15 protein-coding genes are annotated in these 14,602 nt (G+C 64.3%); all 15 read left to right on the top strand.

Annotated features, from left to right (window positions below):
• Positions 1-20: 20 nt before the first annotated feature.
• The 15 genes from BBA01S_RS19575 (at position 21) to BBA01S_RS19505 (ending at position 14,547) form a co-directional block, all read left to right on the top strand.
• A complete protein-coding gene (locus BBA01S_RS19575; protein ID WP_027817944.1) occupies positions 21-455 on the top strand; it encodes an HIT family protein in 435 nt (144 codons plus the stop codon).
• An 85-nt stretch (positions 456-540) separates the two neighbouring features.
• The gene (locus BBA01S_RS19570) at positions 541-966 is read left to right on the top strand and encodes a gamma-butyrobetaine hydroxylase-like domain-containing protein (protein WP_027817943.1); all 426 of its coding nucleotides are present in this window, start codon (positions 541-543) and stop codon (positions 964-966) included.
• A 102-nt stretch (positions 967-1,068) separates the two neighbouring features.
• Complete coding sequence (ubiE, locus tag BBA01S_RS19565) at positions 1,069-1,800, top strand: bifunctional demethylmenaquinone methyltransferase/2-methoxy-6-polyprenyl-1,4-benzoquinol methylase UbiE (RefSeq protein ID WP_027817942.1); 732 nt, start codon at positions 1,069-1,071, stop codon at positions 1,798-1,800.
• Positions 1,801-1,836: 36 nt separating this feature from the next.
• Entirely contained in the window at positions 1,837-2,832 is a 996-nt protein-coding gene (locus BBA01S_RS19560; RefSeq protein ID WP_027817941.1) for a Tim44 domain-containing protein, read from the top strand.
• Positions 2,833-2,966: 134 nt separating this feature from the next.
• Positions 2,967-3,623: a ubiquinone biosynthesis accessory factor UbiJ gene (locus BBA01S_RS41840; RefSeq protein WP_042297567.1), complete on the top strand. Its 657-nt coding sequence runs from the start codon at positions 2,967-2,969 to the stop codon at positions 3,621-3,623.
• 3 nt (positions 3,624-3,626) lie between these two features.
• Complete coding sequence (gene ubiB, locus BBA01S_RS19550; RefSeq protein ID WP_027817940.1) at positions 3,627-5,207, top strand: ubiquinone biosynthesis regulatory protein kinase UbiB; 1,581 nt, start codon at positions 3,627-3,629, stop codon at positions 5,205-5,207.
• A gap of 50 nt (positions 5,208-5,257) precedes the next feature.
• A complete protein-coding gene (locus tag BBA01S_RS19545; protein ID WP_027817939.1) occupies positions 5,258-5,899 on the top strand; it encodes a methyltransferase domain-containing protein in 642 nt (213 codons plus the stop codon).
• Positions 5,900-6,123: 224 nt separating this feature from the next.
• The gene (locus BBA01S_RS19540; RefSeq protein ID WP_027817938.1) at positions 6,124-6,498 is read left to right on the top strand and encodes an FmdB family zinc ribbon protein; all 375 of its coding nucleotides are present in this window, start codon (positions 6,124-6,126) and stop codon (positions 6,496-6,498) included.
• A 78-nt stretch (positions 6,499-6,576) separates the two neighbouring features.
• Positions 6,577-7,206 carry a DUF502 domain-containing protein gene (locus tag BBA01S_RS19535; protein ID WP_027817937.1) on the top strand — a complete coding sequence of 210 codons (630 nt, stop codon included), beginning with the start codon at positions 6,577-6,579 and terminating at the stop codon, positions 7,204-7,206.
• Between the two features lie 83 nt (positions 7,207-7,289).
• Complete coding sequence (aspS, locus tag BBA01S_RS19530; protein ID WP_027817936.1) at positions 7,290-9,095, top strand: aspartate--tRNA ligase; 1,806 nt, start codon at positions 7,290-7,292, stop codon at positions 9,093-9,095.
• 154 nt (positions 9,096-9,249) lie between these two features.
• Positions 9,250-9,777, top strand: coding sequence for a hypothetical protein (locus tag BBA01S_RS19525; RefSeq protein WP_027817935.1), 528 nt, complete (start codon positions 9,250-9,252; stop codon positions 9,775-9,777).
• A 93-nt stretch (positions 9,778-9,870) separates the two neighbouring features.
• The gene (nudB, locus tag BBA01S_RS19520; RefSeq protein ID WP_027817934.1) at positions 9,871-10,389 is read left to right on the top strand and encodes a dihydroneopterin triphosphate diphosphatase; all 519 of its coding nucleotides are present in this window, start codon (positions 9,871-9,873) and stop codon (positions 10,387-10,389) included.
• A gap of 47 nt (positions 10,390-10,436) precedes the next feature.
• Positions 10,437-11,804: a phospholipase D-like domain-containing protein gene (locus BBA01S_RS19515; RefSeq protein WP_027817933.1), complete on the top strand. Its 1,368-nt coding sequence runs from the start codon at positions 10,437-10,439 to the stop codon at positions 11,802-11,804.
• A 283-nt stretch (positions 11,805-12,087) separates the two neighbouring features.
• A complete protein-coding gene (locus BBA01S_RS19510; RefSeq protein ID WP_027817932.1) occupies positions 12,088-12,687 on the top strand; it encodes a TetR/AcrR family transcriptional regulator in 600 nt (199 codons plus the stop codon).
• 72 nt (positions 12,688-12,759) lie between these two features.
• Positions 12,760-14,547: an acyl-CoA dehydrogenase C-terminal domain-containing protein gene (locus tag BBA01S_RS19505; RefSeq protein ID WP_027817931.1), complete on the top strand. Its 1,788-nt coding sequence runs from the start codon at positions 12,760-12,762 to the stop codon at positions 14,545-14,547.
• Positions 14,548-14,602: the final 55 nt, after the last annotated feature.

The raw sequence follows: 14,602 nt of genomic DNA, 5'->3' as shown, positions 1-14,602 counted from the left end.
ACACGGGTTCGAGGACGACGATGGGATGCGTATTCTGTAATGAGGAAGGCGGTGAAGTGCTGTGGGAAGACGAGCGTATGCGCGTCGTCCTCGCGACCGCCGAAGCCGAATATCCGGGCTTTTGCCGCGTGATCTGGAATACGCATGTCGCCGAGTTCTCGGATCTCGCCGATGCCGACCGGGAACACCTTATGCGCGCCGTATATGCGGTCGAGCGCGCGCTGCGCCGCATCATGCAGCCGTCCAAGGTGAACCTGGCGAGCCTCGGCAACCAGGTGCCGCATGTTCATTGGCACGTGATTCCGCGCTTCACCAACGACGCGCATTTCCCGATGTCGGTGTGGTCGCCGCGTCAGCGCACGGTGTCCGAGGCGATGCTCGGGCAACGCCGCGCGCAGGCCACGCTGCTGCGCGAAGCGGTGCGCCAGGAAATGGAGCAGGCGCTGGCGTCGTGAATGCGGGCGTGAGCGTCGCTAGTTGACGGATGAGCGGGATGTGCAGGATGAGCGCGGTGCTCGCAATGTTCGATCAGGGACGATCATGAGTGGACTGAAATCCGATACGCCGGTGCCGACCGGCGTGGTGGTGCACGCGCTGTCGCGTGTGCTCGAACTCCAGTATGCGAACGGCGAGAGTTATCGCATTCCGTTCGAACTGATGCGCGTTTTTTCGCCCTCCGCCGAGGTGCGCGGTCACGGCCCCGGCCAGGAGACGCTGCAGACCGGCAAGCGCGAGGTGACGATCACGGCGCTCGAAGGCGTCGGTCACTACGCGCTGCAACCCACTTTCTCCGACGGTCACAATACCGGGATCTATTCCTGGGACCAGCTCTACGAGCTGGCGACGCGTCAGGACGCGCTGTGGGCCGAGTATTTCGCGAAGCTCAAGGCGGCCGGCGTCGAGCGCGATGCGCCGATGGCAGCGCAGTTACCACCCGGCGCTGCCGCGCACGGCCACTGCCACTGACGCTTCCTGTTACGATCCAGCCGCCGCGCGAGGGGCGCGGCGCACTCCATCTAAAAAGATCCGGACACGATCCGGTTCAAGACCCGCGAAAGGACGAGCGCGATGAGCAAAACCCACTTCGGCTATCAGACAGTCGACGAACAGGACAAGGCGAAGAAGGTGGCCGGTGTGTTCCACTCGGTCGCCTCGAACTACGACCTGATGAACGATCTGATGTCGGGCGGGCTGCACCGCGCCTGGAAGGCTTTCACGATCGCACAGGCGAACATCCGTCCGGGCGCGAAGGTGCTCGACATCGCGGGCGGCACGGGCGACCTGTCGATGGCGTTCGCGAAGAAGGCCGGCCCGAGCGGCGAAGTCTGGCACACCGACATCAACGAATCGATGCTGCGCGTGGGCCGCGACCGCCTGATCGACAAGGGCGTGATCACGCCCGCGCTGCTGTGCGACGCGGAGAAGATTCCGTTCCCGGACAACTACTTCGATCTGGTGACGGTGGCCTTCGGCCTGCGCAACATGACCCACAAGGATCGCGCGCTCGCCGAAATGCGCCGCGTCATCAAGCCGGGCGGCCGCGTGATGGTGCTCGAATTCTCGAAGGTCTGGGAGCCGCTCAAGAAGGCTTACGATGTCTATTCGTTCAAGGTGCTGCCGTGGCTCGGCAAACGCTTTGCCCAGGACGCGGACAGTTACCAGTACCTCGCGGAGTCGATCCGCATGCATCCTGACCAGGAAACATTGAAGACGATGATGGAACAAGTCGGCCTCGACGCCGTCAAATATTACAATTTGTCAGCTGGCGTGGTAGCCTTACACGTCGGGACAAAATACTAATGTTCCTAAATCACTGTCTTTAAAGGAAATTTCGCCATGTCTGAGACCTGTAGTTCAGCTTCCAAAAAGCTTTCAACGTCTTGGGCGAGGCGGATTGGCACTTTCGCAGTGATTGGCGCGATCGTGGCAGGCAGCCTGGCCTCGCTCGACGCTGAAGCAAGACGCATGGGTGGCGGACGCAGCCTGGGCCGTCAGTCGTCGGTGGCGTCGCAGCGCAGCACCACGCCGCCGCCCGCGCAACCCAGCCCCACGCAGCAAGCCGGCGCGCAGCGCGCCCAACCCGGCGCACCCACGCCGGCGCCCACGCCCGCACCGGCGCGCAACCGCTGGCTCGGGCCGATCGCGGGTCTCGCGGCCGGTCTGGGCATTGCAGCACTGCTCTCGCACTTTGGTCTGGGCGAAGCGTTCGCCGGCATGATGGCCAACATGATCGTGATTGCACTGATCGCGTTCGTCGCCATCTGGCTGATCCGCAAGTTCATGAGCCGCCGTCGCGAGTCGCAGCCCGCGTATCAGACGGGTGGGGCGAGCCTGAACCAGGCGGGTGGTTACCGTCCGCAGGAGCCGCGCTACACCGCGCCGCCCACGGGCCAGTACCTCGCGCCCGAAGCGCAGCCGCTGACCACGCCGCAGATCAGCGCCGCGCCTGACGTGCCCGCGGGCTTCGACACCGAATCCTTCCTGCGTAACGCCAAGGTCTACTTCGTGCGACTGCAGGCCGCATGGGACGTGGGCAATATCGAGGACATCCGCGAATTCACCACGCCCGAGATGTTCGCGGAGATCCGCGTCGACCTCGCGAGCCGTGGCGCGCAGAGCAACCAGACCGACGTCGTGCAGCTCAACGCCGACCTGCTGGCGGTCGACGAGCGCGGCAGCGACTACCTGGCGAGCGTGCGCTTCTCCGGCCTGATCCGCGAAGAGGCGGGCGCTGCCGCCGAGCCGTTCGTCGAGATCTGGAATCTGTCGAAGTCGCGCTCGACAGGCGAAGGCTGGCTGCTCGCGGGCATCCAGCAGGTCGAGTCGCATTGAGCGACGCACTGAGCACATTCGACGGCGTGGCCCACTAGCGCGCGCCCTGTGGCGGCGCGGCCTTGCGCCTCGAACGCTACAATAGGAACCCGCGCGAGCTCGATGCCCGCGCGGGTTTTTTTATTTCCAAGCCGATGACTCTCGCCGCCAAGCCCTTCGCCGCCGCTGTCAATCACCTGCTCGCCCGCGAATCGTGGGCCCGCAACCGCCTCGCTCCTTACGCCGGCAAGACGGCGCGCCTGTCCTGTCCGCCCGTCGTTCTCACCATGCTCGTGCAGCCTGACGGCTATCTGGCGGCAGTGGAGGAGCAGGACGCGGGTCACGCCGATGTCGCGCTCTCGCTGCCGGCGGGCGCGCTGTCCTCGTATGTCCAGGGCGGCCAGTCCGCCGTCATGAAGCACGTCAAGATCGAAGGCGACGCCGAATTCGCGCAGATCATCGGCAAGCTCGCCGAGCACCTGCGCTGGGAGCCAGAGGAGGATCTCGCGAAGCTGATCGGTGACGCGCCGGCCTCGCGCATTGCGTCGTTCGCGCGCGCCGCGCACCAGCAGGCGATGCGCACCGGCCGCAACGTGCTGGGCTCCGTGACCGAGTATCTGCTCGACGAACAGCCGCAACTCGTGCGGCACGCCGAGCTCGACAGCTTCAACACCGAGCTGTCCCGCGCGCGCGATGCGCTCGCGCGCGTCGAAAAGCGCATCGAGCGCCTTGAACAAAAAACACAAGCGCGCGGCGCAGGCGGGGTTCAGCACCCGGCCTCGCGCGGCCCGAGCCCGCTACAAGGCAATTAAGACATGCGTTTTCTGCGTTTCCTGAAGATTGTTTTTACGGTTATCCGCTTCGGTCTCGACGAAATGATGTTGAGCCGGATCAATGACCGGCGCGTCAGACTGCTGCTCCGCATCACCACGATTGGCCGCAAGTTCGATCAACCGCCGGGCGTGCGTCTGCGCCTCGCGCTCGAAAGCCTCGGCCCCATCTTCGTGAAGTTCGGCCAGGTGCTGTCGACGCGGCGCGACCTGCTGCCGCTCGATATCGCCAATGAGCTCGCCAAGCTTCAGGATCAGGTGCCGCCGTTCGAATCGCAGGTGGCCATCGACATCATCGAAAAATCGCTGGGCGCGCCCGTCGACACGCTGTTCGACGATTTCGAGCGCGTGCCGGTGGCCAGCGCCTCGATCGCGCAGGTGCACTTCGCCAAGGTGAAGTCGGGCCAGCACGCGGGCAAGGCCGTGGCGGTGAAGGTGCTGCGCCCGAACATGCGCCCAGTGATCGACTCCGACCTGCTGCTGCTGCGCGATATCGCCGTGTGGGCCGAGCGCCTGTGGGCCGACGGCAAGCGCCTGAAGCCGCGCGAAGTGGTCGCCGAATTCGACAAGTATCTGCACGACGAACTCGACCTGATGCGCGAGGCCGCCAACGGCAGCCAGCTGCGCCGCAACTTCGCGGGGCTGGATCTGCTGATGGTGCCCGAGATGTACTGGGAGTTCAGCACGGCCAATGTGCTCGTGATGGAGCGCATGGTGGGCGTGCCGATCAGCCAGGTCGACCGGCTGCGCGCGGCGGGCGTGGACATTCCCAAGCTCGCGCGCGAAGGCGTCGAGATCTTCTTCACGCAGGTGTTCCGCGACGGCTTTTTCCACGCCGATATGCACCCCGGCAACATCCAGGTGAGCCTTGATCCGGCGCACTTCGGGCGCTATATCGCGCTGGACTTCGGTATCGTCGGCGCGCTGTCGGACTTCGACAAGAACTACCTGGCGCAGAACTTCCTCGCCTTCTTCAAGCGCGACTATCACCGCGTGGCGACGCTGCATATCGAGTCGGGCTGGGTGCCGCCGACGACCCGCGTCGAGGAGCTGGAAAGCGCGATCCGCGCGGTCTGCGAGCCGTACTTCGATCGCGCGCTCAAGGATATTTCGCTCGGTCAGGTGCTGCTGCGCCTGTTCCAGACGTCGCGCCGCTTCAACGTGGAAATCCAGCCGCAGCTCGTGCTGCTGCAAAAGACCATGCTGAACGTGGAAGGGCTGGGGCGCTCTCTCGATCCCGAACTGGATCTCTGGAAGACGGCCAAGCCGTATCTGGAGCGCTGGATGACCGAGCAGATCGGCCTGCGCGGCTGGTTCGAGCGTTTCAAGATCGAAGCGCCACAATGGAGCAAGACACTGCCGCAGTTGCCGCGCCTCGTGCATCAGGCGCTGCTGCATCGCCAGGAGCCCGGCCACGCCAACGACGAGGCGATCCGCCAGATTCTCATCGAGCAGCGCCGCACCAATCGGCTGCTGCAGGGGCTGGTGGTGTTCGGCGTGGCGGTGGGCGTGGGGATGGTGGCGGCGCGTGTGTGGCTGGCGCTGGCCTACGGATACGGCGGTTGATCGAGGCGTAGTGCAGCCAGCGCAGGCCACCGCAGACAAGGAGTGAGACGATGAGCGACCCGACAACGCCGGAGCAAGCAGGGCAAACCGGCCAGGCGCCCGAATTCGAAAGCCGCGACCCAGCCGCGCCCGCGTTCTGGGACGAACGCTTCGAGCGCGGCTTCACGCCGTGGGACCAGGCGGGCGTGCTGCCGGCCTTCGAGGCGTTCGCCACCGCGCATCCCGATGCCGCCGTGCTGATTCCCGGCTGCGGCAACGCGTGGGAAGCGCGCTGGCTGGCCGAGCGCGGCCGCACGGTGCGCGCCATCGACTTCTCGCCGACTGCCGTCGCGCACGCGCGCGCGGCGCTGGGCGACTACGCGAACGTCGTCGAGCAAGCCGACTTCTACACCTACGCGCCGCCGTTCGCGCCCGCGTGGATCTTCGAACGCGCCTTCCTGTGTGCGCTGCCTAAAGCCCAGCGCGCCGATTACGCACGCCGCATGGCTGAACTGCTCGCGCCGGGCGCGCTGCTGGCGGGCTACTTCTTCATTGGCGAGACGCCCAAGGGGCCGCCGTTCGGCATCGATCGCGCCGAACTCGACGCGCTGCTCACGCCGTATTTCACGCTGATGGACGACCAGGGCGTCGAGGGCTCGCTGCCCGTATTTCAGGGGCGCGAGCGCTGGCTGACGTGGCGGCGCAACACCTAGAAACGGCATGCGGCGACGCCGCCCAAAGCGCGCCGCGCGCCTGAAAACACCTGCAAACCCTTGATAGGGGGCAAGCCGTCCCCAACTACACGCGAGTGCGCTACGTTCGTCCCCTCCCGGCAATTCCCAGGCCAGGGGAGCGTTTGCGGCTATAATTCAAGGCTTTGCAAGCATTTGTCAGGTTTTCAGGCCTGACTTTCACTCGTTTCATCAGGAAAGAGATCATGCCGATCTACGCTTACCGCTGCGAGTCGTGCGGCTTCGACAAGGACTGCCTGCAGAAGATCAGCGATGCGCCCCTGACGCAGTGCCCAAGCTGCGGTGCGGACGCATTTCGCAAGCAGGTTACTGCTGCCGGCTTCCAGCTCAAGGGCTCGGGCTGGTACGTCACCGACTTCCGCGGCGGCAATAGCAACGGTGGCAACGGTGGCGGCACGAGCGCGGCTGCAACCGGCGCGAAGGCTGACGGCGCATCGTCGTCGTCCGAAGCCAGCAAGCCGGCAGCCGACAGCGCGCCCGCTGCGCCTGCCGCGAGCGCACCCGCTGCGTCGAGCACGAGCGGCGCAAGCAGCAGCGCAAGCACGGCAGGCTCGACCTGAAACCCGGCGGCCCGGGCCCGGTTTTCCGGGGCCAGGCCGCACACACTGCGCGACGCGCGCAGCCTGGATGGCGTGTACATGACGATCAAGAAAGCGACTTTCAAATCGGTATTCCTGACCGGCCTGCTCGTGCTGGTGCCGCTGGCCATCACGCTGTGGGTGCTGAATCTCGTCATCAGCACGATGGATCAGACCTTGCTGTTGCTGCCGGAGTCGTGGCGGCCGCCGTTCCATCTGCCGGGCCTTGGCGCCGTGCTCACGCTGGCGTTCATCTTCGTGGTGGGCCTGCTCACGCATAACTTCATCGGCCAGAAGCTGGTCGAATGGTGGAATGCGCTGGTGCGCCGCATCCCGATCATCGGTCCGCTCTATGGAAGCATCCAGCAGGTTTCCGATACACTGCTTTCCAGCAATGGCAATGCCTTTCGCAAGGCGCTCCTGATCGAGTACCCGCGCAAGGGCTCGTGGACCATCGCGTTCCTGACCGGCATTCCGGGCGGCGACGTGGTGAACCATCTGCAGGAAGATCACGTGAGCGTGTATGTGCCGACCACGCCCAATCCCACGTCGGGCTTTTTCCTGATGGTGCCGAAGAGCGAAGTCGTCGAACTCGACATGACGGTCGACGCCGCGCTCAAGTATATTGTTTCGATGGGCGTCGTCGCGCCAGCCGCGACTCCTCGGCGCCCCATCGATCCCCCGCTTTAAATACCGGATGCCGCGTCGGGTTCCAGACGGTTCCAGACGCGCGGGCTTCCCGTTTAATTTACGCATAACGAAAGACGAACATCATGTCGATGAGATCTGAATACTGCGGTCTGGTGACCGAACAGCTGCTGGGCCAAAACGTTTCGCTGTGCGGTTGGGTGCAACGCCGCCGCGACCATGGCGGCGTTATCTTCATCGACCTGCGCGACCGCGAAGGTCTGGTACAGGTCGTGTGCGACCCCGACCGTGCAGAGATGTTCAAGGTGGCCGAAGGCGTGCGCAACGAGTTCTGCGTGCAGATCAAGGGCCTGGTTCGCAATCGTCCGGAAGGCACGGTCAACGCCAACCTGAAGAGCGGCAAGATCGAAGTGCTGTGCCACGAACTCGTGGTGCTGAACGCGTCGGTCACGCCGCCGTTCCAGCTCGACGACGACAACCTCTCGGAAACGACGCGCCTCACGCATCGCGTGCTGGATCTGCGCCGTCCGCAGATGCAGCACAACCTGCGCCTGCGTTACCGCGTGGCGATGGAAACGCGCAAGTACCTGGACGCGCTCGGCTTCATCGACATCGAAACGCCGATGCTCACGAAGAGCACGCCGGAAGGCGCCCGCGACTACCTCGTGCCGTCGCGCACGAACCCGGGTCAGTTCTTCGCGCTGCCGCAGTCGCCGCAGCTCTTCAAGCAGCTGCTGATGGTGGCGAACTTCGATCGCTACTACCAGATCGTCAAGTGTTTCCGCGACGAAGACCTGCGCGCTGACCGTCAGCCCGAATTCACGCAGATCGACTGCGAAACGTCGTTCCTCGGCGAGCAGGAAATCCGCGACCTGTTCGAAGACATGGCGCGTCACGTGTTCAAGGAAACGATCGGCGTCGAACTCGACGCGAAGTTCCCGGTCATGCCGTATTCGGAAGCCATGAGCCGTTTCGGTTCGGACAAGCCCGACCTGCGCGTGAAGCTCGAATTCACGGAACTCACCGACGCCATGAAGGACGTGGACTTCAAGGTGTTCAGCACGCCGGCCAACAGCAAGGACGGCCGCGTTGCCGCACTGCGCGTGCCGAAGGGCGCGGAACTCTCGCGTGGCGACATCGACGGCTACACGGAATTCGTGCGCATCTACGGCGCGAAGGGCCTCGCCTGGATCAAGGTCAACGAAGTCGCGAAGGGCCGTGACGGTCTGCAAAGCCCGATCGTCAAGAACCTGCACGACGCGTCGATCGCAGCGATCCTTGAGCGCACCGGCGCGCAAGACGGCGACATCATCTTCTTCGCGGCAGATCGCGCGAAGGTCGTGAACGACAGCCTGGGCGCGCTGCGCTTGAAGGTCGGCCATTCGGAATTCGGCAAGGCCAACGGCCTGGTCGAGAAGGGCTGGAAGCCGCTGTGGGTGATCGACTTCCCGATGTTCGAGTACGACGAGGAAGAAAACCGCTACGTGGCCGCTCACCACCCGTTCACGAGCCCGAAGGACGAGCACCTGGAATATCTGGAAACGGATCCGGGCCGCTGCCTCGCGAAGGCGTACGACATGGTGCTCAACGGCTGGGAAATCGGCGGCGGTTCGGTTCGTATCTATCAGGAAGACGTGCAGAGCAAGGTGTTCCGCGCGCTGAAGATCGGCCCGGAAGAAGCGCGTGCGAAGTTCGGCTTCCTGCTGGACGCGCTGCAGTACGGCGCGCCGCCGCACGGCGGTATCGCGTTCGGCCTCGACCGCATCGTCACGATGATGGCCGGCGCCGACTCGATCCGCGACGTGATCGCGTTCCCGAAGACGCAACGCGCACAGTGTCTGCTCACGCAGGCGCCGAGCGAAGTTGACGAGCGTCAGCTGAAGGAACTGCACATCCGTCTGCGTCAGCCGGAGCCGAAGACGGCGCAGTAAGCCGCGCTTTAAGCCGGTTTAGCCGCTGCACGAAGAAGAGGCGCTTAGGCGCCTCTTTTTTTTCGCCGCGCGTCTGGCAAGTTTCCAGCAACGTGCGCCTTCAAATCACGCCGATTTGCTAGACTGCGCGGCCATCGAATTGAAAAGACCTGCCATGTCGCTACGCGCGCTTCGTGCCTTGTTCCTCGTCGTTTCGCTCGCTTCGGCGACGCTTGCGCACGCGCAGCAGGTCGGTTTCATCTCGTTCGGCGTCTACTATTCGGTGAATCCGCAACTGTCCAATGGCACGACGCTGCAAATCGTGCCGGACGTCGATCATCCGGCCGTGCAATGTTGCGCGATCATCAGCGGCCACGCGCCCGCCAATCCCAATGTGTTCGACGACCTGCGCGATCGCGCCGTGACGGCTTACGCGATCAAGCTGCCAGCAACGATCGACAAGGACGTTTCTGGCTTCGGCGTGACGGGCGAGGCCCATTTCGCGCAGGTGGGCAAGACCGCCGACGCCACGCTCGAAGGCGGCCTGAAGGTGCGCCTTTCCACCTGCACGTCGGGCGAGGGCGTGCATTATCTCGGCAAGCGGATCGGCGATGGAAAGACGCTGGTGCATCTGTCCCAGCATGTCGATGCCGACTTCGAACCCACGTGTCCCGACGCCGATCTTGAGCCGCACGCACGCTGATTGCGCCATCGAACCCAAGCGCTATTTGCCCCTTTTGCGTTAAATTCCGACAAGACAGTCGCAAACATCGCGGCCCCTACCCGTTTTATCGCCATGCAGAAGCCGCCGAAGATCCCGCAATCCGTACTCGTCGTCATCCATACGCCGCCTGTGGCGGGGCGCATGGACGTCCTGATCATCGAGCGCGCCGACCGCGCCGGCTTCTGGCAGTCGGTCACGGGCTCGAAGGATCGCCTCGACGAGTCATTTACGGAAACCGCCGTGCGCGAAGTGGCGGAGGAAACGGGCATCGTCGTGGGTTCGCCCGGCGTGCCGGATGTGCCGACTGTGCCCGCCGGGGCGCTGCGCGACTGGCATCACGAGATCGACTACGAGATCTATCCGGTCTGGCGCCATCGCTACGCCGAGGGCGTCACACGCAATACCGAGCACTGGTTTAGTCTCGAAGTACCCGCCGGTACGCCTGTCACGCTCGCGCCGCGCGAGCACACCGCGTATCTGTGGCTGCCCTACGAAGAAGCCGCCGCGAAGTGCTTCTCGTCGTCCAATCGCGAGGCGATCCTGCAACTGCCCGCACGCCTTGCCGCGAGTCATCCCGGAGAGCCTCAGTGAGCGACACCCGCGCCGATCCCGAAGCCGACCTCGAACCGCGCCGCGTCATGCGGCTGCGCGAGGCGTTGCTGGGGCGGCGCTATCGTTCGCGCTACCGCTTCACGAGCGGCAACGAGGTGCGCCTGTTCCACTCCGGCGAGGGCCTGTTTGCGGCGATGATCGAGCGCATCGACGCCGCCCGGCGCGATGTCGCGCTCGAAACCTACATCTTTTGCAGCGATGCGACCGGACAGGCGCTGTCCGGAGCGCTGATCCGCGCGGCGCGTCGCGGCGTGCGCGTGCGCGTCATCACTGACGGCGTCGGCACGGCGCGGCTCGATCTGTTCAACAGCTGGCCTGCCGCGGGCATCGAGCATCGCATCTATAACCCGCACATCTTCGGGCGCTTCGGCTTTTCGCGCACGCACCGCAAGCTCACCGTGATCGACGATCAGTACGCGTATTGCGGCGGCATCAACGTGGTCGACGACATGGAGAACGACGGCAAACCGCTGCCGTTCGCGCGCTGGGACTTCGCGGTGGAACTGGCGGGGCCAGTGGTCGTGGACGTGCGCGAGGCGATCGAGATGCAGTGGCGGCGTATCCGCCTCGGGCACCGGCCGCCGCTCGCGGGCGCAGGCGCGCCCGAGGGGCTCGCCACGCTCTCGCCTGGCGTGCCTGCGAGCGCGGGTTTTCTCGCGCCGCATCCCACGGGCCACACGGTGATGCAGCCCGCCAAGGCCGTCAACGAAGTGCTGCGCGAACTCGCGCCCGTGGTTCGCACCGGACGCGCGCAGCGCATCATCGCGCGGCTGCGCGAGCGCCTGCGCGCGGGCGTGCCCGATCCGCGCACGGCGCACGTGCCCTGCGTGGCGTTCGTCGCGCGCGACAACGTGGTGAACCGGCGCGCCATCGAAAAGGCCTATCTGGACGCCATCGGCGAGGCGCGCAAGGAAGTGCTGCTCGCCAATCCGTACTTCATGCCGGGGCGGCGGTTACGCCGCGCGCTCGTCGAGGCCGCGTCGCGAGGCGTGACCGTCAAGCTTTTGATCGGACGAAAAGAGTTCAAGGTGCTCGACTACGGCACGCCGTTTCTCTATCACCAGTTGCTGAGCGCGGGCGTGCAGATTGCGGAATACGAAAAGACCATGCTGCACGGCAAAGTGGCCGTGGTGGATTGCGCGTGGGGGACAGTCGGTTCGTCGAATCTCGATGCGCTGAGTCTCGTGCTCAACAACGAGGCCAACGTGCTGCTCGTGCAGCATCCCCAGATCGCGCAGTTGCGCGACGCAATCCTGAGTGGCTTCGACGAATCGCCCAAGATCGACCGCGCCCGCTACGAGGCCCGTCCGTGGCACGTGCGCGCGGTGAACTGGCTCGCGTGGAACTCCTATCGCGTGGTCATGAAACTACTCACCGTAGGCGGTTACGACTAGCTTTCTAGTGCGCCGCAACACGCCAAGCCGTGGCCGATGCGAGCGCGACGCCAGGCCCATGCCTGCCACACGAATCGCCCCGCGTGCAATCGAGAAATGTTCGCTTGTGCGCTTCTTGCGATCCCCGAAAATTAGAGTACCGGTTAGAAATCGGTTTCTAATAAAGTCCTTGTTTCGCGGGCGGCTGTCCTCAACAATAGTACGGCCGTTCGATTTAATTCAGGCCGAGATGCGAGCAGATCAAGCCAACATCGCGGCCACATCGTCACGGTAAATTAAAGCTATGCGTAAAGGCGAACAGACACGAGCCGCCATTCTGGATGCAGCACTCGACCTCGCGAGCCGGGACGGACTGGAAGGTCTGACCATCGGATTGCTGGCTGAGCGCATGCAGATGAGCAAGAGCGGCGTCTTCGCGCACTTCGGTTCGCGCGAAGACCTGCAGGTCGAGGTGGTGCGTGAGTACCATCGCAGATTCGAGGAAGAAGTCTTCTTTCCGAGCTTGCGCGAACCACGCGGTTTGCCTCGTCTGCGTGCGATGCTGTCGCGATGGTTCGAAAAGCGCATCCACGAAGTGACGACCGGCTGCATCTACATCAGCGGCGCGGTCGAGTACGACGACCGCGCGGACAGCCAGGTGCGCGAGCAACTGGTGGCGAGCGTGACGATGTGGCGTGCGGCGCTGCTCAGGGCCATTGCGCAGGCGATCGAAGAAGGGCATCTGCGACGCGACACCGATCCCGCGCTGATGCTGTTCGAACTGTATAGCGTGACACTCGGCCTGCATCATGACGGCCGCTTCCTGCACCTGCCGGACGCGGTCGAGCATACGTGGGCCGCGTTCGAAAAACTGATTGTTTCGTACCAGAGCGTGAGCGAGTAGCGAACGCCGTGCACAGCGTCGCGGCGGTACGCGAAAGCCCGAAACTCTACAGCTCTATCTAGGGAGAAAAACATGGGACAGTACACCGCGCCGCTGCGCGACATGCAATTCGTGCTGCACGAACTGCTGAACGTGGAAGGCGAAGTCAAGCAGATGCCGAAGCACGCTGACCTCGACGCCGACACCATCAACCAGGTGCTGGAAGAGGCAGGCAAGTTCTGCTCGGAAGTGCTGTTTCCGCTGAACCAGGTCGGCGATCGTGAAGGCTGCACGTATGCCGGCGACGGCGTTGTCACCACGCCGACGGGCTTCAAGGAAGCCTACAAGCAATACGTCGAAGCCGGCTGGCCCGCACTGGGCTGCGATCCCGAATACGGCGGCCAGGGCCTGCCCGCGTTCGTGAACAACGCGCTCTACGAAATGCTCAACTCGGCGAACCAGGCGTGGACGATGTACCCGGGTCTGTCGCACGGCGCCTACGAATGCCTGCACGCGCACGGCACGCCCGAACTCCAGCAGACCTACCTGCCGAAGCTCGTCGAAGGCGTGTGGACGGGCACGATGTGCCTGACCGAGCCGCATTGCGGCACCGACCTCGGCATCCTGCGCACCAAGGCCGAACCGAACAGCGACGGCTCCTACGCAATCTCCGGCACGAAGATCTTCATTTCGAGCGGTGAGCACGACATGGCGGAGAACATCATCCACCTCGTGCTCGCGCGCCTGCCGGACGCGCCGCAAGGCACCAAGGGCATTTCGCTCTTCATCGTGCCGAAGTTCATCCCCACGGCCTCTGGCGCAGTGGGCGAGCGCAACGGCATCAAGTGCGGCTCGATCGAACACAAGATGGGCATTCACGGCAACTCGACCTGCGTCATGAACCTGGACGGCGCGACGGGCTGGCTCGTGGGCGAACCGAACAAGGGCTTGAACGCCATGTTCGTGATGATGAACGCCGCGCGTCTGGGCGTGGGCATGCAAGGCCTGGGTCTGACCGAAGTCGCGTACCAGAACTCGCTCACGTACGCGAAGGAGCGTCTGCAGATGCGTGCGCTGACCGGCCCGAAGGCGCCTGAAAAGGCCGCCGATCCGATTATCGTGCATCCGGACGTGCGCCGCATGCTGCTCACGCAGAAGGCCTGGGCCGAAGGCGCGCGCGCCTTCACGTACTGGTCGGCGCTGCAGATCGACAAGGAACTGTCGCACGGCGACGAAACCGAGCGCAAGGAAGCCGCCGACCTGGTCGCGCTGCTCACGCCGATCATCAAGGCGTTCCTGACCGACAACGCATTCGAGAGCACCAACCTCGGCATGCAGGTGTACGGCGGCCACGGCTTCATCTCCGAGTGGGGCATGGAGCAGTACGTGCGCGACGCGCGTATCAACCAGATCTACGAAGGCACCAACACGATCCAGTCGCTCGACCTGCTGGGCCGCAAGGTGCTGGGCGACATGGGCGCGAAGCTCAAGAAGTTCGGCAAGCTGGTGACGGATTTCGTCGAAGCCGAAGGCATCAAGACGGAGATGCAGGAGTTCGTGAATCCGCTCGCCGACATCGGCGACAAGATGCAGAAGCTCACGATGGAAATCGGCATGAAGGCCATGCAGAACCCGGACGAAGTGGGCGCGGCCGCTGTGCCGTACCTGCGCACGGCGGGCCACCTCGTGTTCGCGTACTTCTGGGCGCGCATGGCGCGCATCGCGCTCGACAAGGAAAGCTCGGGCGATCCGTTCTACAAGTCGAAGCTGGCCACGGCGCGCTTCTACTTCGCGAAGCTGCTGCCCGAAACGGCGACCTCGATCCGCCAGGCGCGCGCGGGCTCGAAGACGCTGATGGAAGTCGACGAAGCGCTGTTCTAAGCGCGCAAGCGATGCGCTTCTGCGGGAGCGCATCGCCCGATATCGCATCACCGAA

Source organism: Paraburkholderia bannensis NBRC 103871 (assembly GCF_000685015.1).
GTDB classification, from domain to species: domain Bacteria; phylum Pseudomonadota; class Gammaproteobacteria; order Burkholderiales; family Burkholderiaceae; genus Paraburkholderia; species Paraburkholderia bannensis.
Note: the sequence above shows the minus strand (reverse complement) of the source record. Positions and strands in the feature narration are given on the sequence as shown.